Raw genomic sequence first — 21,849 nt, 5'->3', positions numbered from 1 at the left:
CCTACTCACTGGTTCTCTAATATTACTAAGCTTTCATGGTTTATCGAATTTGAGCTATGTAAGTCATATCGATGGTAGACATCCAAACTAATAATTTCACGCACTTTCCACCCATTATTTTCAGCTATTTCAGATAAATAAGCAGGTGTATTTAAATCAAACTTAACTCCACCCAAAGTTGTTTGGTTATGACCAACCACCAGAGCAAAAGGAGCACCTTTTTTCATCATTTTAGATACATTCTCGAACATTATTTTCATATCCGCAAAGTACCTATATATTAAAAATGGAACGGCTTGCCTTCGAAAACCATCCCCTTCATTAAGGGAGTTAAGCATTGTTAGGCATAGCTTGTGTAATTCTTCAGGAATAGAGTTTTCATTATGTAAAAGCATTTCCCTGAGCTGCCTTTCTTCTGCTTTAGTTAGCTCCCTAGATCCTATTAATGCGTTTTCTAATTTTTTCACTTCTTTTGGTGAAGCAAATTTTAACCAAATAAGGCTAAGCCTTTGAGTATCAATATATGGTAGAGCTGTAGCATATGGAGGGCTAGTGATGGCTGCATCGAATTTACTAAAAAATGGTTGAAGCCCTTCTGTATCTCTAATATCAATATTATAAGCTTTAGATTCACCAGACTTTTTACTAGAGATAAAAGGTGAAGTTCTCCTTACCGACTCAACACTATTAAAAAACTCATTTACTTTATCTTCCAATACTGTATATAAACAAACCGCTGGCAACTCTGTTTTTCTACGCCTTATTCTTAAGTCTGCAGGCTCCTGTAATGAGTATTCTCGAATCAAATTACTTGCTATACATAAAAGGGTATCCCGCTGTTGTTCATTCTGAATATGGAGATATGTATTATTCAATAAGGTTTCTATTTTTAGGAGTTGTTCGTTTTCAAACCATTTTTTTAAATACTCCCCCCTCTCATCACTCGCTATTTCAGTATCTTGAAAGTTTAGTCTACTTACGTTTATCACCTCAAAAAAAATAGCCCTCTCGATACCTATATCTGTAGAGCTTAATTTAGTATTAGCTAGATAAACGGCTAAAGGATTAAAGTCAAAACCTATAGCTGTATGATTTTTAATTGATGATTCATATAATGTGGTACCACTTCCACAGAATGGTTCTAAAATAATTGAATTATCAGGCAAATTGAATATTTGAATAATTGACGAGACTATCTGAGGATTAAACTTCCCTTTATACTCATGCAACCCATGCGCCCCGTATCGAGTAGTTTGCCTTTTACTTGTTCCTGATTTAGGACAGGATTTCTCTAATTCAGCTTGATATGTAAAAACCTCTTGTTCATCAAAATTTATTTTTTCAAAGTAAGTCAGTTTTTTTAAACGTTCTAGTACATCATCTATTTTATCACTTGCTAAGGTAAATGATGCCCCAGATTGGCCTTTAATTATCTCACCCTCGCATGAAGTTGCTATTTCAAGCTCCCTGAAGGCAAGTTCTTTTTCATACTCAAACAATTTATATTTAGGAAATGTTAATTTGATATCCATTACTTTCTTAATACCACAATGGTTTCTTCTTTTATATTCGCATGAGTGGGGTTAAATGACTTTTTACTAGCATTCATTTTTCTATTAAATCTTCCAATTATTTCAAAGTTCAATTCAGCAGCAGCACGCTCAATTAGAGCTGCATTATCTACTATTTCACCATGTATTTTAGACCTACCAACTACAAATGCAGCGTAACCATCAGCTATGAGGACTTGATCTATTAATGTTAGAGTCCCTTTCATTTGGTGATAAAAATTTTCAGGAGTATGATGATTTTTTTTAAAGAAGTGAGCCCTTGCACCTATTTCTTGAGTTTTAACCTTTACAGGATCAAAACCTAGCCAAAACATTCTATATTTATGATACAACCAATATTCATAGGCATTAGGGTAAGGAGGGGAAGTTACCACTAAACCTACTTCAGAGTTAATGTCTTCTTTAGTAGTTTTTAAGATATCTTTATTAATAACTTTCACATTAGGCAATTGGTCACTTTGATTCAAAGAGGCCATAAAATTTCTGCAAGTCGTTTCAAAAAGTTTATACACTGACTCAGGCGATAAGTTTTTATCAACCGCGGCATACCTCGTATCACTGTCTTGATTTGATACTCTCACCAAAATACTCGATAGAGCAACCCTCATAGGATCAAATATTGATGGTTCATCTTTATAGACATTGATTGACTCTCTTAATGAAAGTATATTTTTTTGTATTTCCGGTTTAAACCAATGATCAATATTCGGTATATCCGACACCTCAGATAAATCAACAGACAAACTTTTTGCATGGGAAACAACATCTATACTAGCCTTGGTAAAGGTATTATCTAGTGAAGATGTTTTAACTTTACTAATTAAACAAGCTATTGGATTTAAATCCACACCGATAGCTTTAAACCCTTTATTCTGTGCAACATTTAAAGTCGTTCCTGAACCACAAAAAGGGTCTAAGACAACACCATTAGGACAGCCTAACTCATCAATCAGTTGAGATGGAATATCTGGAATAAACTTCGCTGGATAAGGGTGAATTCGATGAATTTTCTCCTTATTTGTTGAGCTCTTGAAGTTCCAATCTAGGTTTTGAAGAGTTTCGAGCATTTACGCCTCTTATGTAAGTTAAAGTGCAATATTTTAAACTAAATTAGATTTTTAATCTGAAGTTTTGCTATAAATTAAGTAGCAAAGTAATTTTCGAGGTGTGACAAGTTATAACTACACCCCTAGCCTATTAATTTTCTATTAAAAAATTAGCGCACATCTTACCATACACTGTAAGCAGATACAGTAGTTATTGCGCGTAATATTATGAAAAACACTTAAGTGTAATCATAATGAGTCAATCAAAATGATTACATGGTATTAGTTAACTCTATTTAACCACTTAAACACTTCCTGACTTGCACAACCAACTGTGGTTGTGCATTTTTATTGCCTTAATTTTCAGCTTAGATACTCGATAAACTTAACGGGTGTAATTCTGCTATTAGGGTGTATGTAGTAAAACAAATACCATTTCAAAAACTCGTCAAAATAAAACTAGCGTTTTATATATGAACAGGCCATAAACAGGTAAAACTCAGTTAACCCTATCTTTTCCATACAGCTTTTCTCGCGCGCGTATTGTTCTTGTTACTTTTTTGAAAAAGTAACAAGAACAAATCATTAATCACGACTTGAAAGAACTGGTTTTTGATTGTTATCACATATCTCTGAAACACCACATCGACAAGTCACCCTTTTAATATTCAACAAGAGGCTTGACTATGATTCACCGCAAGCACATGACCGAGAAATCAAATAGAAATGAACCTTACTCCGAAAACCACAAAGTTATCATTATAGGCGACACTGTTGAACGCTCGCTTCATTTGCACATCAGTAAATTTAAAAAAACCTATCGCTTTGTTACTTCATATAAAGGTAAACGTATAAACGACTCTATCGGTGAGTGCCCAGCCACTAAATTATCCGATATGCGCAATGATGTTAAAACCAAGAGAGTAGAAATGATTAATGGTTCATATCAAATCAAATCGCTACAAACAGTAAACCAAGCTTTAGATACATATTTGGTACCTTATTACAAAAACTGTGTAAAAGACCCAAAATCAGCGCTGTCTAGTATTAATCGCTTTGCACGAAAGTATTTTGGTGAAATGTTAATTACTGATGTTGACCACGATTTGGCACAAAGCAAAGTATTTGAATTAATCGCAGAGGAAAAAGCACCAGAAACTATACGTAAGTTAGTGCTATACCCCAAAAAATTATACAAAAAGCTTATTAAATACGGTGACGTTGTAGTTAACCCTTTTGATGATCTCGACCTACCCAAAGTCTCTAATATTCGTGATGTGACCCTAAGCCCAGAACAAAGGCCAGATTGGTTCAAATGTTGTATTGCTGAAAATAGTGTCGGTGCTGATGCAGTTTTGATTCAGTACCTACAAGCTTTACGGGTAAATGAAGCAATATCGATAAAAGTGTCAGATATTTCAGCTGATTTTAAAACACTCAAACTGCCTGAAACTAAATCAAGAAAAGCTCAATATGTTGCTACTTGTTCATTCGTGCAAGAGCTACTCAAACGGCGTGTTTCAAGCACTTGGAACGAGTTCGTTTTTCCTTCTGAGAAGTATACCGATCGACATATTACATCACCACGTGGTGCATTTAACCGCATTAAAAAACGAATGGCGGTACTCGGCCATGATATTTCAACCTTAACTCAGCATGACCAGCGCCGGACTAGTAGTTCAGCCTGTGCTGAAGTCACTGGTGGCGACGTACATATGGTCGCTAAACATATTCGGCATTCAAACCCCAGTATTCTACACCGCTATGTTCACTACCAATCTGACGCTGTTGCTGCTGTTTCAGAAGCGACTGCACAAGCTTTAATAAACCCAAAACTAAACGAGGAAAAATAAATGTCTAAATTAAATATCGCTCCCCTTATGCGCGCTGAAGATGTAGCTAAGGCCATTGCTATGCCTGTAAATACATTGAAGAAGAATGTGTCAGCGAACAGCACTAGTGTACCGCCTTTTCTAAAGCTAGGAGGGCACGCCAATTCACCTGTTCGATGGCGTAAAGCTGATGTAGAACAATGGTTACAAGAGCGTTTTGACGCTTGTAACTCAACAAAATAGGAGGTTGCAATGTTACCGCAACACTTAAAGCACACTTCATGGGACCAGTTACAAAATGGTACCGAATATTATTTAGATGAAGTTGAAAAAATCGTTTTAGAGCCTGGTTATGAATTAAAGCTTTATAACATTAACGAGGTTTGTATAGCACGCATGAGATGTAATGGTGTGTACCAACTTCTTTATATGTATGAAGAAATTCTGCATAAAGTAAAAAACTTTAATGAGGGGGTGATTGAAATAGACAACACGGTTTGTCCTTACACGGACTGGGATTGAAGCAAGAGAAACTTAATCAGGCAATGCTCTGCAGGGTTATATACACAATTTTTTTAATAAATAGGAGGCTATTATGTCTTTAGTAAAAGCTGGCGAAAATGCCAGATTCAACGCAGTTTTAGGTGTTTTCGCGCAGTATCATTATGAAAAGGGTATTGCTGTTATCGGTGCTAATGGGAAGCCTGTGGTTTATGTGCAGGAAACTGACGCTGTAAAGGGTGTCGAACTTATGAAGTCAATCTGTGACCAAGTTTTAAATGCTAAATTAGATCATCATTTAATTGAGTTGAATGAGCACGCTTTTGTTCGCGCAGACTATATTGGTGCTATTACTATAGCTCCAGAAAAAGCCGTTGTTATTAACAATGCCGATGGTGAAGTTATCTATTGGCTTGAAGAAACAGATTCAGATAAGGCTGAACTTATTTGTTCAGAAATTTGCAAAGCTTACGATACCGCTGGTGATAAAAAACCACACATTATCGACTGGCCAACATTAATGGCATAAACCACTTACTTATAAACTTTAAAGGCTTTGCTTAATCGCAAAGCCTTTTTACATTATGGAGACTGAAAATAATGTCACTTAATAACGAACAATTACCTGTCGACTTGAAAAAGCCACAAATTAGTTTTACCTCTAGTGCTGTAAAACCAACAACAGAGAACCTCTTTTTAGGCCAACATTTGCATTATGAACATAACACTGACGTTCTAGAAAACACCGTTAACATTGAGTTCATGCCACCCCAACTGAATTTCGCAATTGAACCTAACAGTGTTAATAACACCTCTGACGAACATCAACACTCTTTTGATTTTAATGCGTTGATGCAAAAAATCGATGAAGAGGTTCAGCAATATTACGAAAACGTTAAAGACCCTTTTGTTATAAAAAATGCTAATGGGCCAGTGATGCACATTGGTATTGATAGTGAATTTTACGAAGTAATGGAACTTATAAGAGGTAAAGAGACCTATCGTAATGTTGTTTTATCGTGCCAAGCTTATACTCGTGTTGGTAATAAATCTTATGAGTATATTTTTTATCCAAAAGGTAAAAAATATACTGACCGGATCACTTTTAAAAAATTTATTAGCAATGTTATTAATAAAATTATTAAAGAAGACAAGAGCCTTACGCTACCGTCAATGGTCTATGTTTATGGTCACTTTTTACGTGCTGACCTTCCCAGTTTTAAATCATTTTGGAAAATGAAAGATGAGTTATCTGGTATTGGAGGTACCGTTGCCAGTGTGATGAAACCCTATAAAGTTGATATAAATGATGAACGTAAACGTAAATTTTCACCAGAGCCAATTTGTTTATCTGATTACAACAGGCATACCTATAAATGCTTTGTAAAATTTATAGATACTATGCTTCACACTCCAAACAGAGCTGGTTTAGCTGTTGCAGGTGAAATGATTGGTTTACCTAAACTACCTATCCCTGAAGGTCATGATATTAGCCGAATGGATAAACTACTTGAACAAGATAAATCAGCTTTTTATAAATACGCAATGCGAGATGCAAGAGTAGCTTGCGATTTTGGGATTTCACGACACGACTTTACCAGAAATGAATTAGGTTTAGGCAATTTGCCACCAACTATAGGGGCCTGTGCGGTTTCGGCTTTTAAGAACACATTAAAGCAGCAGATAAAACGTACCCCGTCTCTTGGTTCATTTGAATCTATTTTTGGCATTTACAATGAAAAACAAGAGTATTGGCATGTTAAAAACCAAAGGACACAAACTAGACCCGTAAAAAGAACAGCATCACACCGAGAGAACCATAAAGGTTTTGTCACTCTCTGTTATCACGGAGCACGAAATGAAGGTGTTTATTGTGGACCAACCCCTGTCGGGACTTATTACGACCTTGATTTAAAGGGTGCGTACACAACTGGCCTTTGTGATTTATTCACTTTTGACTATAGCAAAATAACGCCATCAACAGATGTTGGTGATTACTTGGGACATGTGGCTGGTTATGCTCATGTTGAGTTTGAGTTTCCTAAAAATACTAGATTTCCTTGTTTACCAGTTTCCGCTGGCGATAAAGGGTTAATCTTTCCACTAAAAGGTGAATCTTACTGCACTGCTGCTGAAATTATGGCTGCACATAATTTAGGGTGTTCCATAAAAATGGTCTACGGGATAATCGTACCTTGGGCTCAAACTGAAATACGGTTATTTGAACCTATTGTTAGAAAAGTTCGTGAAGAGCGAAATAAAGCAAAAGCCGTCGGTGATAAATCTAAAGACGAAACGTGGAAAGAAATTGGCAATAGTTTGTATGGAAAGTTTGCTCAAGGTTTAAAAGAGAAAACTGCCTTTGATACAAAGTTAGGTAAAAACGTTAAAATCAGTGAATCATCCGTTACTAATGAGTTTATTGCCGCTTATGTTACTGGCTATATTCGTGCTGTAATTGCTGAATTGCTAAATCAAATCCCACCAAATGAAATAGTGGTAAGTATGACTACCGATGGTTGGCTGGGATCTTACCCACTTGAAAAGTTCGACTTTGATACTCCTTTAGTAAAGCGTTATCAACACTTGTCCAATTTAATAGATGGTAGCTGCATGCTTGAAGAAAAATCTAGATCCACCCAAGTCATAGGGGCTCGCACCAGAGGGCAATTTAGCTCAAAACTTGATGGGGAACATCCGCCAATTTTAGCAAAAGCGGGTATTAGACCGGATGTTAAAATTGAATTTGAAGATGACCGTAACGCGATTAAAGTTAAACAAAATGAAGCCATGGTTAATTTATATTTAAATCGCCGCTTTGACGATAAGCCAATGAAGTTCAGCACCCTAATACCACAAGGTGAAATGTGGTTACTTGAATCTGATTTAGTGCGTAAAAACCAAAAGAGACGAGCAAACCTTGAGTATGATTTCAAGCGTAAACCAATTAACCATCATATGATGAATGTGCGTGACACTGAGCATTTGGCTTTTGATAGTAAACCTTGGGATAGCATTGACGATTTCTTAAAAGTTAGGGCTATTTTTGATGGATTTCGACGTCGCGGTAATCTAAAAACGATGAATGATTGGTATGAGTGGGATGACTATTACCAAACCAAGCTTGTCGTTAAAAAAGGTTGTGGGATGAATATCAACGAGAAGGGCTCTGTTGATGTGCTCAGGCGAATATTCTTTAGAGCCTACACTCGTGAAACATGGGGTTTAACTCGTGACCATACCAACAGTGAAATAGCTGAGTGGTTAACGAACAACGGTTATCCAACTAATCCTGATGACCTAAAAAATGCAAAGCGAGCTAAGTTGGTTGCTCAGACAGTTCCTGCTACTTTAAAAGCCGTTCAATTACTAAAAGTGATACTGAAAAAGTATCCTAGCCTATCGATGGAAATGCTTTTTCCAATAGCAGATTTAGATAGAGTTACAGAAATGTTGATTGAGCACTAAAAAAAAAAGATGATAACCCGTAATTGGGTTATCATCTTTTTCTCATTCAGCGCTATTTGCTCAAATACTTATATACGCTTCCTCAATATTTATGGGGGTTAAGACTGCGGTGTAATTTTACAATTGGGGTATGCTAAGTTTTTTTCCATGAAATTGAAGAGCTGATTTTTTAACGCATGGGATTTAAGATACTTAGTATTAAAAAGCAACCATTACAATATTCATTTCATCAGGTGTTTTTTTCTAACAAAAGTTGAGAGTTTTTCTTTCCTGAGTATTTGCACACAACTTTATTTCCGGTACATAACGGTACTTTTTAGCAGTATTTTTACGTTGATGAAGTTTTAACTTTAAAGACACCCATTTCAACGTAACTTATAAAATTTCTTTCCCACAACTCATAAAAATAGATAATATCTGCAAGCGGTTGGGCTCCTGCATAAAGGTGATAACAAACTTTATTTGTAAAATCAAAATCAACATCTTTTACAAGTTCAGCACAATAGCCTGAGCCAACAAAGCAAAAGTCGGTAATATAGTCAAAATGCCATAAGTTGGTAATATAGTCAAAATGCCATAAGTTGGTATGTTTCATTATTCTGATTTCAACAGGATGATAATTCCCATTTCAGGATCATAGGAATTATCTTTAAATGAAAATATTAGTTCTGTAGCTTCATCAAGCTGAATTTCGGAGCTTTGTACTGCTTCATCTAAGATTTTTAAAAGCTTTCCGCTTACTTTTAACGATGTAACATTATTTTTAAATTCTATTTTCATAATGTGTTTCTCTAGTTGCGTCCCTTCAACTCTTAACCGTTGGTGTGTCAGTATGACGCGACAACGGGCAAAGCACGTGAGTGCTTTGAACTCTTAAGTTTGAAGGGACTTTTTTGTTTAAATTAGACTTTTTTAGCTAAAAGTTGCTTGGCTTTTGCTTTAAAGTTAGGGCTTAACTTTGATAAAAATTGACTATTTTCAGAAGAAATCAACAGTTCAATATCTTCTGCCCGTAAAACGGCAATCATAAAAGAAGTGTTATTGGCGCTTTTAGAGCCTTTTCCAGTAAATACATCTTTCACAATTGATGATTTAAACGGTTTATCCTGTTGCTGCTTTTCTAAAGTAGATAAAATTAGTTGAAGTGGTACTGGTAATTTACTGAATACTCCTCCACTAGTATTTTCAAGTAATTGTAGATATTTAACACCCTTATCGTCTTCTATTAATTGAAAAGTAATATGACCCTCTGCTTTTGGGCTTAACTTCTTAGCATGGCCTTTGTACAGGGTTTTAAAAGTAGTCTTCACTTCTTTCTTATCTGGTTCGTTTATGGCTTTTTTGGTAGCTCTCTGCTCTTGTTTACTATCTGTATTTTTATTTACACTTGTTTTGTTTGTCATAGAATAGTTTCCTTATAGATTTCTGAACAAGTCTTTTGCTTGCTCTTTATGTTGTGGTTTTACGTGATGGTTAATGCTTAGTAACGTTGTAACCAACACCGTTAGATCATCTGCTAAGCCTTTAATTGGTATAAAGTCGGGACAAATATCCAAAGGTGTTATCAAGTATATTAATGCTGATATGGCGATGGATTTAATCCAAACAGGTGTATCTGCATCTAGGATTAGTGTGTAAAGCACCAATGCACACTCAATTAACTTTTTGAATGTTTTAATATCTTTAAACTTACGCCATGCTTTATCGTGAGGTAACTTAGTCATCAATGACTCCCAATAAAGTTAGGTTTATGTCATCCCTGAAAACTAAATAAACGCCATTTCCAGCATCATTTACGATTGATAAATTAACTTGATAACCTTGGCCTAAAGACTGTGTATATTCATGAAACTCAACCCCAGAAGTGATTAAATATTTAACTCCTTCACCTACCAAAGTTAAAAGAGAGTTGGAATCTTTAGGTTCAATAATGATGATTGTTGATGGGTATTCATTCCAAAATTCATGTGCACTCTGCTCATCACCAAACGGTTCAATTAAGTGGTTTAAGAGTGCTTTACTAACAGGTTCAGGTAGAGCAAGAATGTTATTTTCTGGCCAGTAATCTAGTAATTGCATAATGTTTATTCTCCAAAATGAAAAAAGCCAGTTCTCAATTAAGAGAACTGGCTTTATGTGTTGCTGCGTATGAAACGTAGTTTGCTAAATTATGGGGTTTTATATAATTATAAATATCAACCAGTTAAGTACTGGAGTAAGTCTCCATATGGGTATAGATAAGTTACATGTTTGCTTGATTTATTAAATCAGAAAAGCCTTCACTTATATTTCTAGCACTACTCGGTGTATGTTTTATGTAACGCTCACTCGATTGAATGGACTCATGCGCAAGTTGTTGTTTTACATGTATTTGTGAGAACTTACCGGATGAGATCATGTTGCTGGCCACTGAATGTCTTGCGGTATGGAAACAAATTCCTTCAAAATCCGTTATACCAGCATTAACTAACACTTTTCGATAGGTAATCCGAACATCTTTAACATGATTACCAGCAATTCTACCCGCAAATATATAAGGGTTGCCTTTCACGGTGGGTAATCGGTTGATAATTTCAAATGCCATTGATGAAAGGTACATGATGTATGGCTTACCCGACTTACTATGTTCAACTAAGATAGTACGTGCTTCTCTATCAAAATTAGACCACTTTAAGCCAAAGACTTCAGATTTACGATTGCCAGTAAGATATAACATAGCAATAGCTGCTCCGAAGTATGGGTTATCTAACTCTAGTGCAGCATTGATAATACGTTTGCTTTCATCAATATCGAAAAATCTCTCTCTGATATTGTTTTCCTTGAGTAGACTGATAGGTGCAGCGGCATTATTTTCTACTATTCCTAGCTTTAAGGCGTAACTGGTCATGGTTTTAATAATTGCTATAACGCGATTATTAGTGGCCGGAGCATAGTTTTTATTCATTTTTTTACTATTAGCAATATCTTGCTGTAAATGAACAACATCTATCGGTTTAAGTTCCTTATAACGTTTACTGCCGAGTTTTGGTTCTATAAAACGTTTAAACCGTTGTAGGTCGTTTTTCCATGCTCGTTTTTTAGTTTTAATCATTGGAAAGTAAGTATTCCAGAAGAACTCTGAAATGGTAGGCATTGATTTATAACTATCTTTTTCAGCTTTTGGATCTATACCCTCTGCGATTTGAGCTTTATATTTTTGTGCTATTTTTCTTGCTAACGTAACGTCTATTTCACCAAAGCGTCCAATAGATATCGACTTTTTACCTTGAAGTGAATAGCGTAAAAGAAACCTTTTTGACCCTGATTTTCCAATAAGTAATTTTAATCCCGTTACATCACTATCATCGGTAAGCTCTAATTCTGTTGAAGGTGAATCTGGATCATGTGGTTTTAATGCTCTTATACGGGAATTTGTAAATTTGAATTTCTTTTTCATATTAAACCTCTGATTTATTTATATAGAAATCAAAAATCTAATATATATTTACCTTTGTCTTTATTTCGTTAGTTTCAAAACTTAATCAACTAAGCTCTAGATGTTATGAGTTTAAAAGCACAAGAATGTGGCTTTACTGACCGTAAAAAGACAGGAAAAAGCAAACCTGAAATTGAGCTCTGAGTTACATGAAAATTAGTTATTTATGGCATTTTAACCGAGGAAATAACATCGATTAACGTAGATTAATTACTACCGCACTACACAGGATATGCACAGGAGCGACCTATGGTGAGGTATATAGAACAGTAACTTTACTGCAAATTTCGGAACCATTAAAGACTGGATAATGACTTAAAATACACTGTATTTTAGACATAAAAAAACCGACATTTAAAGTCGGTCTGTATCGTTATAGCCCTTTAAAAACAAGGAAAGAAAGGTGGTACCAGCGGTCGGACTCGAACCGACACGTCTTGCGACAGGGGATTTTGAATCCCCCATGTATACCAATTTCATCACGCTGGCATTTCTTCTATAACTTCAAAATTTATGCTGTCCATGCAAAGGATTTTGAATCCCAAAATTGCGGTTTACGTAGGTATATTACGGTTGACTCTGGTTTAAATCAACTGTTTTATTGGCTTTCAGAGTCAGTGAATTTGAGGTAAATTTGCACATATATACCCATTTGCACATATTTGCACACGGAAAATACGAGTCAAAACTGACAACGTAATGAGCTAAGCGGAAGCTTCAAGTGACGAAATTAATAATTATGATAGCCATAAGCGGACTTTGAGTTTTTGTTAAATTATGATCATTTCCAGCTACAATTAACCGAAATGTGTTGCGATCATGCCAAAAAAATCAAAATTATTAGTTTCCTTGTAAATACTACACGGCTAGCGCATTTTAATCCCAGATTCTAAAAAAGTTGAGCGATATTCATCGTCTAGCCCTGCCATTTAATAGTGTTTTGTAATTTAGAGTTGTGTTATGGTTAAATTTAATACAACAATTTCTAAATATTAAAACAGTTCATCAAAATACAAGGAATTTCAAATGAAAGTAAAATTGCTGTCGCTTCTTTTAATTTCTTCTTTTATCACATACGCAGATAACCGAAATGATATAACACTCAATCCATTACCTTCTAGTACACGAATAGCTCCCGAAGATTTTACCTTAAAAGAAATATCACATTTTAATGATACCTCCTTTATTCAATATTTTGGCGTGGGTGATACTGATCTTGATGGCAACCCCGAAATATTTATTAGTGGCTGGACTTTTGCTGTTCCTGAACCTGAGACCCCAACTAAAGCGCCATTTTATATGTTTGAAGCAAACCCAGAACAAACTGATATTTTATCTACTCAAGAGCTATTTGGGCGTTCCGATACTGATGGCACTACTTTTATAAGAATTGACGACTATGATTTAGATGGTCAACCCGATGTACTTATTGCAGGACACAATGAAAGTCCCTTTATTGATACTGAAAATGTTTTGTACACCAATAATGGTAGTGGCTTTGATGCAAAATCATTCGATTATAAGATGGCAATGCATGAAGGCAGCACAGGTGATTTTAACAATGATGGTTACCCTGACTTTATCGGTAGTGCTTATAATGCTGATATTGACGCATCAAATGATCCTGATTTTGCGAAAACTGTTGGTAAAACAGGAGTCATTTTATATTTAAATGATACCAAAGGAGATTTTACTCCATATATTTTAAAGTTCAATAGAGCTGTTGAAGGTAATCATGCATCAGATATCAAATGGATCCCCCAAGGCTCTGCCGTTGTCTTTGGTAATATCGACGATGATCCTGAAATGGAAATTATTATTGTTGATTCTGCTGATTCCCCTACGGATAGCTCTTACGGCTCAATGAGTTTAATCATTGATAACCTTCAATTTGAAACAAAACATTTTTATGGTGATGTCATTGCTTTGCCTGATACTTACTTTAGAACCCGCTCTCAGTTTTCTGATAACCCAACACATTTCCCTGATTTGCTTACCCATGCCATACAAGTAGATCTTATGGACATTGATAATGATGGTGATAACGACATTTTAGTCAATACCATGATCTGGGTTGAAGATGGCCATGATGCAGCGGGTGTTATTCAGTTCTTACGTAATGATGGTGAACATCAATTTACTGATATTACCGATGATACATTATTTAACTATAATTTAAGTAACTCAGCTAGCCATGATATGCGGATAATGGATATCAATGATGATGGTTTTTTGGATCTTATTGGTGTTGAAGGTGCCTATTCTGAAGCCGTTGATCATATGTGGGGCGGAGAAGAAAATCCATGGCAAGGAGATTTATATCAAGCTATCGATAAAACGTGGGCTAACGAAATATTAGTCAATACAGGAAATGGAAAATTTGTTTCTACCTTTTGGGATGGCTTTCATCAATTAACTTTACAACAAGAGCCAATATATCAATCTTATAGCGATGAGAATCCATATGGCTTATCGGATAGAAGTTATTTTCCTTATATGTTGGCTGATGGCAGGTTAGGTTTTGTTACCTCTGGTGGTATGTATTTAGACGACAAAGATAATGAGTTCTATTTCGATGTAAGAGCTAAAAATAAATTTTATACTGGGCCTAAAGGCGTTCAAACAGAAAGTGCCATTGGTTTTTCAGAATACTATTACTTAACCGAAAATCCTGCTGTTGTAACTGCAATAAATGCTGGAACATATGCTGACGGCCTTGCACATTATATTGCCAAAGGTAAGGCTGAAGGAAAATATTCATTTGCCAAAAATGCCAAGATACATGGCTCATCAAATAATGACACTATTGAATTAAGAGAAGGCGATGAAAAAGCCTTTGGTTATGCTGGTGATGACAGTTTCAATGGTCAACTAGGCAATGATATTTTAGATGGTGGTGATGGTGTAGACAGTGCAACATATGGCAATAGCTTACAACAATACACACTAACTAAAGCAGAAAACGGATTCCAAGTGGTTAATCAAGATACATCTGTAAACCACAATTTAATCAATATTGAAAAGCTTATCTTCGATGGGAATGAATACCAATTTGCAGCGGTCGATAAAGACAGTGATAGTGATGGTATGTCAAATGATTACGAGACAGCTAATAGTTTAAATACTAATGACGATAGCGATGCAAATAACGATTTAGATAAAGATGGTATTAATAACTTAACCGAATCATTAATGGGAACCTCGGCTAATAATGCAGATACAGATAATGATGGTGCTAATGATAATGTTGATGATTATCCGTTAGATTCCAGTAAAGGAAATGATACAGACACAGACGGTGATGGAGTTAATGATGCAATAGACACCGATGATGATGGTGATGGTGTTTTAGACATTGATGATATGTTCCCGCTTGATGCTGCCGAGTCTGTAGATACAGATGGTGATGGCATAGGTAATAACACTGATAAAGATGATGACGGAGATGGTGCCTTAGATGCGGATGATGCATTTTCATTAGATGCTGCAGAATCTGTTGATACTGATGGCGATGGTGTTGGTAACAATGCAGATACAGACGATGATGGCGATGGCGTTTCAGATACTGATGATGCATATCCATTAGATTCAACTAAATCTGTAGCACCGACACCTACTCCAACTGAACCAACAAAAAGTAGTGGTGGCGGTGGTGGCTCAATCAGCTTCTTTATGTTATTAATTTTGAGTTTAGTGTTATTACCTAGAAGATTTATAAAACATAAAAACTAATAGTTTATGCTTAGTTAATATCACAAAGCCGTCCTTTTGAGACGGCTTTTTAATGCTCCACTCATAAATTTTGAGGCGTAAACTAGAGAGAGATTGCAATCCCTCAATTTTTTTCCTTTTATTATTTCTACCCTCTTCATAGGCTTTCAAAACCTTTGAACCAAGTTTCAAACGCTCAATTTCAAGTCTTGCTTGTTTCATCTGTTCATCAAGTGCTTTAATTCGATCAGGTTTCGATTCATGATCAATCAGTTTTTTCCTCATGAAATCCGTATAGAGCTTTTCTTTACTATCCATTTGCGATCCCTCCCATTACTTTATTAACAAGATTCACTTTATGCCCTATACATAAATGAGCATATCTCTTAGTCATTTCTAATGACTTATGCCCTAGTACTTCTGCAATTTCAAGTAAAGTTGCTTCATTTTTGGCAAGTAAAGATGCAGCAGTATGCCTTAAATCATGGAACCTAAAGACATTGATTGCTGCATTTTCTTTTACTAAATCCCAGTGCTTATCAAAGTTCCTAAAATAACCTGTTAGTTTTGATGGGTGAGGAAATACATTTCCACTGCCTAACTCCCTATATTTTTTCAGTTCATCTATGACTTCATCAGTTAAAGGTAAAACTCTAGGAAAACCATTTTTAGTTACCTCAAGTGAAGCGGTTTGATTGTTAAAATCAATATTGTCCCATTTAAGTTTAAGCATTTCAGAGCGCCTAGCGCCAGTTGTAATAGCCATCAACACTAATAGGTAAAGTCTTTCCCAGTTTGATTCTTTAGATGCTTTTAATAGCGTTTTGAGCTCACTATCAGAAAGAAAACGAGTTCTAGCATTGTTCTCTGATAATTGTTTGATTTCACGCGCAGGGTTACATTCAATATCATATTCATCTGCTAGCCATGAGAAAATTGTGCTAATTGATGCTTTATATCGATTGAGTGTCGCAGGTTTCTTTTTCTCAGACTTGAGCTTTTTTATAGTAGCTTTAAGTTTAACTTTGGTGACTCTGCGAATAAATAGATCACTATACTCATTAACCCAGTAATTTACTCTTTGGATTTGACTAGGATCTTTACCTTGATATTGCGCTAAATACTCAAAGCATGCATCAGAAAATAGCATAGTGTTTAAAGTGTGATTAGTGAGATTTTTAGATAAATCATCAACTGTAAGTTGAGCTAAGAACAATTCAGCTTCTCTTTTACGGTTGAAAACTTTGCCTATTCTGCGTCCGTCCTTCATAAATTGAACGCGAAAACGCTTGCCAGACTTTCTTTGGATAGTTTGGATAGTTTGGATAGTTTGGATAGTTTGGGTAGTTGCCATGGTTATTTCCCTCAATGCACATAATTGCACACGCTGATAAAAAAATAACCGCAAATTTTTGAGACTGAGCTTTTTACTTAATTACTGCAGCCCCCGATTAATAGGGACTAAAATAATTGGTACCGGAGGACGGACTTGAACCGTCACGCCCGAAGGCAACGGATTTTGAATCCAGAGCACCAACAAAAATACAATAACAAATCAACAGCTTATGATATTAGTTGCTATAGATATACACATAATATACACTTTAGGTTATTATTTTATGTAAATATCATTAGTGGTTTTTAATATGGACAACAAAGAAAAGCTGTTTTTTTTAATGCGCCTAGAGAGTGATGTTGAGATTAATACTGCTTACAATGCTGTAATGGATTACAGGAAACTACATGAGGATTCTACGCTCTCTGAGCTTCAATTAGCGCCCCCCACTATTCAAGTTGAAGATAATCTATGGCTTTGGAAAAATGGTGTCTCTCCTTATTTTTGGTGTCGCTTTAGAGCACCGGGAATTAAGAAGTATATCAAAAAAAGCACAAAGGAAATAAGTATTGCTGATGCTAGCTATAAAGCGAAGCAAATCAAGTTCGAAATCACTGAAAAAGTAAAGGCAGGTACATATCATCAAGAAGACATTATAACTTGGAGAAAGGTCTGTACAGGCGCTATAAATGAATTACAAGCTAAAGCAGATAAAGCCAAGAGTGATGGTGCGAAAAGATTTTCGAGACAGGACTATATACCCATAATAAAAGACTATTATTTAACAATAGATGAATGGCGCGATATTGATATAAAGCTTTTTAAGAACATCCAACTTCGTAAATTAAAAGATTTAGATAACTTTCAATTTATGCCTAAAACAACAGCAACCAAAAGAAAGACAGCATTAAAAGAGATCTTCGAGTTTGCTCAAGCCGAAGGATATATCGAGACCATTCCTGATCTACCTAAATTTGATTATATTGAAGGTGAAACGGGTGATCCTTTTCAAGCTGATGATCTTGTGCTAATTATGTCAAACTTCATCAACTTCCTTGAAAGTGGTAAAAATAATTACATTACAAGACACAAAAGAACCATTCTGCCACTTTATGTAAACTTCTTAATACTGACAGGCGTAAGACCTGGAGAAGAGGCTATGGGCATCAAATGGAAGCATATAACAAAGCATAAAGGCAAAAAAGATGGAAAAGAATATACATACTATATGCTCGAAATTATTAAAGGTAAGAGATCTAAAGCGGTCAAGAGAGGTGGAAAAGTTTCAATTACTAGTAGAGATTTAATTATTGGCCCAGATGCACTTGAAACTTTAGAGCAATTACATTACGTGTTAACAACAGAGAAAAAAAGCATAGATTCGATCAGGAAAGAAAAATCGGATGACAATATCTTCATTGGAAATACTGAAGCAGATCTAGATCTTGGAACTGCATGGACACAATATGATGTATACCTGAAAAGAAATAAGAAATTAAAGAATCACTATACGCTCTATAGTTGTCGCCATGAATATATAAATAAATGCATTGAAGAAGGCATGAGTAAAGAACTAATTGCCAAGCAATGTGGCACAAGCGTTAAAACAATTGAAGCTCATTATGAAAAATTCAGACCTGAAAATACATTTTTCAGAATATTAAGCAAAGATGAACTAGCTAGATTAAACCCGGCACCAGATGAAAAATCTACCTAAAAAAAGTTCAAGTGCCAACCCACTACTCAGCCAATTTTTATAAGGTTATTACATACAATGAAAATACTAAAAGTTGGCGATTCACAAAAAGCAGCGTGTGAAAAATGCCAATCATTCGTGAATGCAACATTCAAATTAAGGGATGTAACATTGAGTGATAGCGGTAAAGTTAAAAATACGCTTGTTGGCGTATGTGATAAATGTGATAAATGTGATAGCGTTATTCTTATACCACATCAATCTACCCCCATATAAGCACCAAAGCCACGGCCAAATTTTGACTTCAAAAGATTATTTGATATCAAAAAACTATTTGTGTTCAAAGGTTTTTTGAGGACAAAAAATAGCTCTTTCTATCGAGTCTCACTGTGAGACTTATTTATTTTTTCCCATAAATTTCTGATGTTCATAGTCACTTATTAAGTCAGCAAGCTGATCAAGTTCATCGCCTTCTGCCGACTTTAATAGCGCGTCCCAGATCTCCCCTGCTCTAATTAATGCAGTATCTAATTCAGTTTGATTAGTGATTTTATTTGAAGTCAAAATCTTATCTACTAGTGTACGAAAATCATATTCTTCATTGAATGGAGCAGGATCTTTCTTTGAAACAGCTTCAAAGATATTCTCGAAATCAAGTGCCATGTGTACATCCTTAATTTTAATAAAAAAGCGCCCAACTTGAGCACTTTAAATCACGTAATCGCTTAGTGTGCTGCGTATAAATTCAAATGAATAACTTTGCTAAAATGCAAGTATTCAAGCTTAGATAAAGCGTCAGCCTTGTTATCCATTACAATTTTTTCATTGTTGTCAAAATAAAGGAAGCCGAATAAGTTAGATAAATTATGTTGATTGTTTACGCATTCGCTAAGCTGTTCAACTGAATTGATCTCAAATGATTTGGCCGATCTGTCCGTGGCTGTTACATCAATTCTTTGTAGTTTAAAAGACATATTAATAAACCTTATTAGTTAGGTAAAAAGTTACACCGTATCCCTGGCTTATTAATATTATTAAATCCGATTTGTTAGCAGCAGCTACTGCCACTGCTTTAATTCTTTAGCTATTTAGAGCTTCTTCTCTTTCTTCATCTAATTGGACAACATATGGATCTACTTCATCTTCGAAATCAACTGCTATGCACTTGCTCATTTGATCTTCTGATAAATTTACTTTTGCAGTAACATCGTTATAAAGAATATCTTTAAAGCTAGAGCCTTCTTTATGAGCAAACAAGGTGTTATTTAATGTAAAAATTGAGTACTTGTTGCCTTTTACTTCGAGAACAGAGTGATTGTTATCCATAATATTTACTTCAGCTTTAGAGCGATAGCCATTGATACTTCTAACTAAGCCAATAGCTATATTTTTGATACTTTCATGACAATTTTCCAGATCAATGCTCTGAGTTACTTCTGATACACTTGCATCATATTTATCGAATAACCCTTTTGTAAATTGAGATTTGACACCATTAATTTGAGAATCAGTTAATTCGATAACTTTAAAATGCTTATCTTTATACTGAAGTTCTTTCTTAAAAAAGAAGAGGTCATACATTTTTTGATTCGATATTACTAAATCATTTTTAAGCAAATGAATATGATAAACCGAATCATTGATATGGTTTTTGTAAAATTCGTGGCTTCCAACTTTAACTTCTGATCTGCTCTCTAGTGATTCAATTTCAGCAACTGAATCTAAGATTATTTCTTGTATTTCTTCAGAGCTATTTTCTAAATCTACTTCAATAAATGCTAGTTCAGATAAGTCGCCAATATTTAGTGATGAGATAATCAGCATTACTTCAGCTAGTGAGTATGCGTGATGCTTTATTTCATCGTGAGTTATTATGCCTTCAACACCCAATTTGCTTTCTGACTGTTCAAATTTAATTAGGTCTTCTACTGAAGTGATAGTTAAATCTGTGTTTTTAATTCTTAAGTCTACTGTAATCATTTTAAATACCTATTTTGCTTATAATTTAGATTCTCCTCTTTTTTGTTATTGATTAGATAACCTATCCTTTATATTATCTAATAATTATATACTGATGTCAAAATATATTATCATTTATTATCAATTTAATTGATATTTTATGATTTAGTATATGCTTACTATAACACTTAATATCAATCATCGGTTATCATTAATGCTAGTTAATTAATTGTCTTTGTTTGATATCAATTGCTTCTTGTAACTCACGCTTCTGCTTGAGTACTTGAGCCTTTCTGCGTAGTGTTTCTTCAAGTTCATCAAGTATGCGCATCTCTTCATCAAGCTTGTTTTGCTGCTCTTTTAGAAGTTCAATTACTTCGTGCTCAGATAGATTAGTAGGCACTACCGCTTTAATGTCAGACCTATCAAGGGGTTCATTTTCCAAAACCGAGTTTGACAAGGGTTTTGTCACGCTTGCCAACGTTCTCTTTGTGCCTTTATTTTCCATATGCACTTGATAATCATATTCTTTTTGAAGTTCAGCCACTTTATCTTCATGAATTCTAAGGTGATCTTTAATCATGTCATCAAGCGGCTGTGCGATTGATAGTTTTTTAAGCCTTCTGACTTCTGCTCTAGCTTCTCTTAACTTGTAATATATAAGTTGAGAAGGCACAGCTTTAGCTAAAAGCTCATTAATTTCATCATGAGCTTCTTGTATCTTCGCTTCGTAGTGAACTTTCTTTTCATCGCGCGACATTGGCTTACGACCACGCCCATTATATGTCTCCAAAGGACATGGTTCGCTCATAGCTTTATCGAGTTTTATTTGTTCTTTGTCTATGTATTTTGAGAGTGTGATAACACGATCACTGCCTTTACGTCCTGCGGAATCATTCGCACGGTATGACTTATATTCACGCAAAAGAGTTCTAATGCCAGGAAGAGAAATAGATTCATTTCGTGCCTCGGCACGGTGCTCAGATAATGACTTTAAGAAATCATTTTTAGCTCTTTTAATTTGTTCTGTTTTTGAGATCGGCTTTCTTCCCATGTTTTTATTGCCCGATCTTTTCTCATAAATATCATCATAAGTAAGAGCACGTTTTTCAAAAATTTTACGATAATCTCTAGATGCTTTTCTCTTTGCTTTTTCTAATTTGGATAGGGGTGCTCGACCTGCCGAAGCCATTTGACAACCTTTTTTATTTAGATATATTAATAAACCACATTATATACTCCCTAACCAATATT

The 21,849-nt window shown here is 35.1% G+C and carries 21 protein-coding genes and 1 tRNA gene; 7 read left to right on the top strand and 15 right to left on the bottom strand.

Annotation, left to right across the window (positions count from 1 at the left end; genetic code table 11):
* Window positions 1-5 precede the first annotated feature (5 nt).
* Together ABXG98_RS02095 and ABXG98_RS02090 are read right to left on the bottom strand one after the other, a co-directional pair.
* Entirely contained in the window at window positions 6-1,532 is a 1,527-nt protein-coding gene (locus tag ABXG98_RS02095) for a DNA methyltransferase (protein WP_353537023.1), read from the bottom strand.
* A complete protein-coding gene (locus ABXG98_RS02090) occupies window positions 1,532-2,638 on the bottom strand; it encodes a DNA methyltransferase (protein ID WP_353537022.1) in 1,107 nt (368 codons plus the stop codon). The genes ABXG98_RS02095 and ABXG98_RS02090 overlap by 1 nt, the downstream gene beginning before the upstream one ends.
* Before the next feature lie 665 nt (window positions 2,639-3,303).
* On the opposite strand from ABXG98_RS02090, the gene ABXG98_RS02085 reads away from it, so the two are divergent.
* The 5 genes from ABXG98_RS02085 (at window position 3,304) to ABXG98_RS02065 (ending at window position 8,418) form a co-directional block, all read left to right on the top strand.
* A complete protein-coding gene (locus ABXG98_RS02085; protein WP_353537021.1) occupies window positions 3,304-4,470 on the top strand; it encodes a tyrosine-type recombinase/integrase in 1,167 nt (388 codons plus the stop codon).
* Window positions 4,471-4,692: a helix-turn-helix transcriptional regulator gene (locus tag ABXG98_RS02080; RefSeq protein ID WP_353537020.1), complete on the top strand. Its 222-nt coding sequence runs from the start codon at window positions 4,471-4,473 to the stop codon at window positions 4,690-4,692.
* Window positions 4,693-4,701: 9 nt separating this feature from the next.
* On the top strand, window positions 4,702-4,971 hold the full coding sequence (locus ABXG98_RS02075) for a hypothetical protein (RefSeq protein WP_353537019.1): 270 nt from the start codon (window positions 4,702-4,704) through the stop codon (window positions 4,969-4,971).
* 73 nt (window positions 4,972-5,044) lie between these two features.
* On the top strand, window positions 5,045-5,479 hold the full coding sequence (locus ABXG98_RS02070; protein ID WP_353537018.1) for a hypothetical protein: 435 nt from the start codon (window positions 5,045-5,047) through the stop codon (window positions 5,477-5,479).
* Between the two features lie 71 nt (window positions 5,480-5,550).
* On the top strand, window positions 5,551-8,418 hold the full coding sequence (locus ABXG98_RS02065) for a DNA polymerase (protein WP_353537017.1): 2,868 nt from the start codon (window positions 5,551-5,553) through the stop codon (window positions 8,416-8,418).
* Between the two features lie 328 nt (window positions 8,419-8,746).
* Here ABXG98_RS02065 and ABXG98_RS02060 read toward each other — a convergent pair whose 3' ends face one another.
* From ABXG98_RS02060 to ABXG98_RS02030, 7 genes are all read right to left on the bottom strand, one after another.
* Entirely contained in the window at window positions 8,747-9,013 is a 267-nt protein-coding gene (locus ABXG98_RS02060; protein ID WP_353537016.1) for a DUF2787 family protein, read from the bottom strand.
* A complete protein-coding gene (locus ABXG98_RS02055) occupies window positions 9,013-9,198 on the bottom strand; it encodes a hypothetical protein (protein ID WP_353537015.1) in 186 nt (61 codons plus the stop codon). The genes ABXG98_RS02060 and ABXG98_RS02055 overlap by 1 nt, the downstream gene beginning before the upstream one ends.
* Window positions 9,199-9,320: 122 nt before the next feature.
* Window positions 9,321-9,821 carry a hypothetical protein gene (locus ABXG98_RS02050; protein ID WP_353537014.1) on the bottom strand — a complete coding sequence of 167 codons (501 nt, stop codon included), beginning with the start codon at window positions 9,819-9,821 and terminating at the stop codon, window positions 9,321-9,323.
* Window positions 9,822-9,833: 12 nt separating this feature from the next.
* Entirely contained in the window at window positions 9,834-10,142 is a 309-nt protein-coding gene (locus tag ABXG98_RS02045; protein ID WP_353537013.1) for a YkvA family protein, read from the bottom strand.
* On the bottom strand, window positions 10,135-10,497 hold the full coding sequence (locus ABXG98_RS02040; RefSeq protein WP_353537012.1) for a hypothetical protein: 363 nt from the start codon (window positions 10,495-10,497) through the stop codon (window positions 10,135-10,137). Before ABXG98_RS02040 ends, ABXG98_RS02045 begins: the two co-directional genes overlap by 8 nt.
* A gap of 163 nt (window positions 10,498-10,660) precedes the next feature.
* Window positions 10,661-11,854, bottom strand: coding sequence for a site-specific integrase (locus ABXG98_RS02035; RefSeq protein WP_353537011.1), 1,194 nt, complete (start codon window positions 11,852-11,854; stop codon window positions 10,661-10,663).
* Between the two features lie 443 nt (window positions 11,855-12,297).
* A tRNA-Leu gene (locus ABXG98_RS02030) sits at window positions 12,298-12,382 on the bottom strand.
* Between the two features lie 537 nt (window positions 12,383-12,919).
* Here ABXG98_RS02030 and ABXG98_RS02025 point away from each other — a divergent pair.
* The gene (locus ABXG98_RS02025) at window positions 12,920-15,625 is read left to right on the top strand and encodes an FG-GAP-like repeat-containing protein (protein ID WP_353537010.1); all 2,706 of its coding nucleotides are present in this window, start codon (window positions 12,920-12,922) and stop codon (window positions 15,623-15,625) included.
* Here the strand turns inward: ABXG98_RS02025 and ABXG98_RS02020 are convergent.
* Window positions 15,593-15,922, bottom strand: a complete 330-nt coding sequence (locus tag ABXG98_RS02020; RefSeq protein WP_353537009.1) for a hypothetical protein — start codon at window positions 15,920-15,922, stop codon at window positions 15,593-15,595. The two genes, ABXG98_RS02025 and ABXG98_RS02020, sit on opposite strands and share 33 nt — an antisense overlap.
* Window positions 15,915-16,958, bottom strand: a complete 1,044-nt coding sequence (locus ABXG98_RS02015) for a site-specific integrase (RefSeq protein ID WP_353537008.1) — start codon at window positions 16,956-16,958, stop codon at window positions 15,915-15,917. The genes ABXG98_RS02020 and ABXG98_RS02015 overlap by 8 nt, the downstream gene beginning before the upstream one ends.
* A gap of 292 nt (window positions 16,959-17,250) precedes the next feature.
* On the opposite strand from ABXG98_RS02015, the gene ABXG98_RS02010 reads away from it, so the two are divergent.
* Complete coding sequence (locus tag ABXG98_RS02010) at window positions 17,251-18,657, top strand: site-specific integrase (protein ID WP_353537007.1); 1,407 nt, start codon at window positions 17,251-17,253, stop codon at window positions 18,655-18,657.
* 375 nt (window positions 18,658-19,032) lie between these two features.
* Here the strand turns inward: ABXG98_RS02010 and ABXG98_RS02005 are convergent, their stop codons facing one another.
* The 4 genes from ABXG98_RS02005 to ABXG98_RS01990 all read right to left on the bottom strand — a co-directional run bounded on the left by ABXG98_RS02005 (window position 19,033) and on the right by ABXG98_RS01990 (window position 21,787).
* Window positions 19,033-19,299: a hypothetical protein gene (locus tag ABXG98_RS02005; protein ID WP_353537006.1), complete on the bottom strand. Its 267-nt coding sequence runs from the start codon at window positions 19,297-19,299 to the stop codon at window positions 19,033-19,035.
* A 62-nt stretch (window positions 19,300-19,361) separates the two neighbouring features.
* Window positions 19,362-19,610, bottom strand: a complete 249-nt coding sequence (locus ABXG98_RS02000) for a hypothetical protein (protein WP_353537005.1) — start codon at window positions 19,608-19,610, stop codon at window positions 19,362-19,364.
* A 106-nt stretch (window positions 19,611-19,716) separates the two neighbouring features.
* Window positions 19,717-20,616: a hypothetical protein gene (locus tag ABXG98_RS01995; protein ID WP_353537004.1), complete on the bottom strand. Its 900-nt coding sequence runs from the start codon at window positions 20,614-20,616 to the stop codon at window positions 19,717-19,719.
* Window positions 20,617-20,812: 196 nt separating this feature from the next.
* On the bottom strand, window positions 20,813-21,787 hold the full coding sequence (locus ABXG98_RS01990) for a hypothetical protein (protein ID WP_353537003.1): 975 nt from the start codon (window positions 21,785-21,787) through the stop codon (window positions 20,813-20,815).
* Between the last annotated feature and the right edge of the window lie 62 nt (window positions 21,788-21,849).

The organism is Colwellia sp. KU-HH00111, assembly GCF_040362745.1.
In the GTDB taxonomy this organism is placed as follows: Bacteria; Pseudomonadota; Gammaproteobacteria; order Enterobacterales; family Alteromonadaceae; genus Colwellia.
The sequence above is the reverse complement of the archived record's forward strand: the minus strand, read 5'-3'. Positions and strand labels throughout refer to the sequence as shown.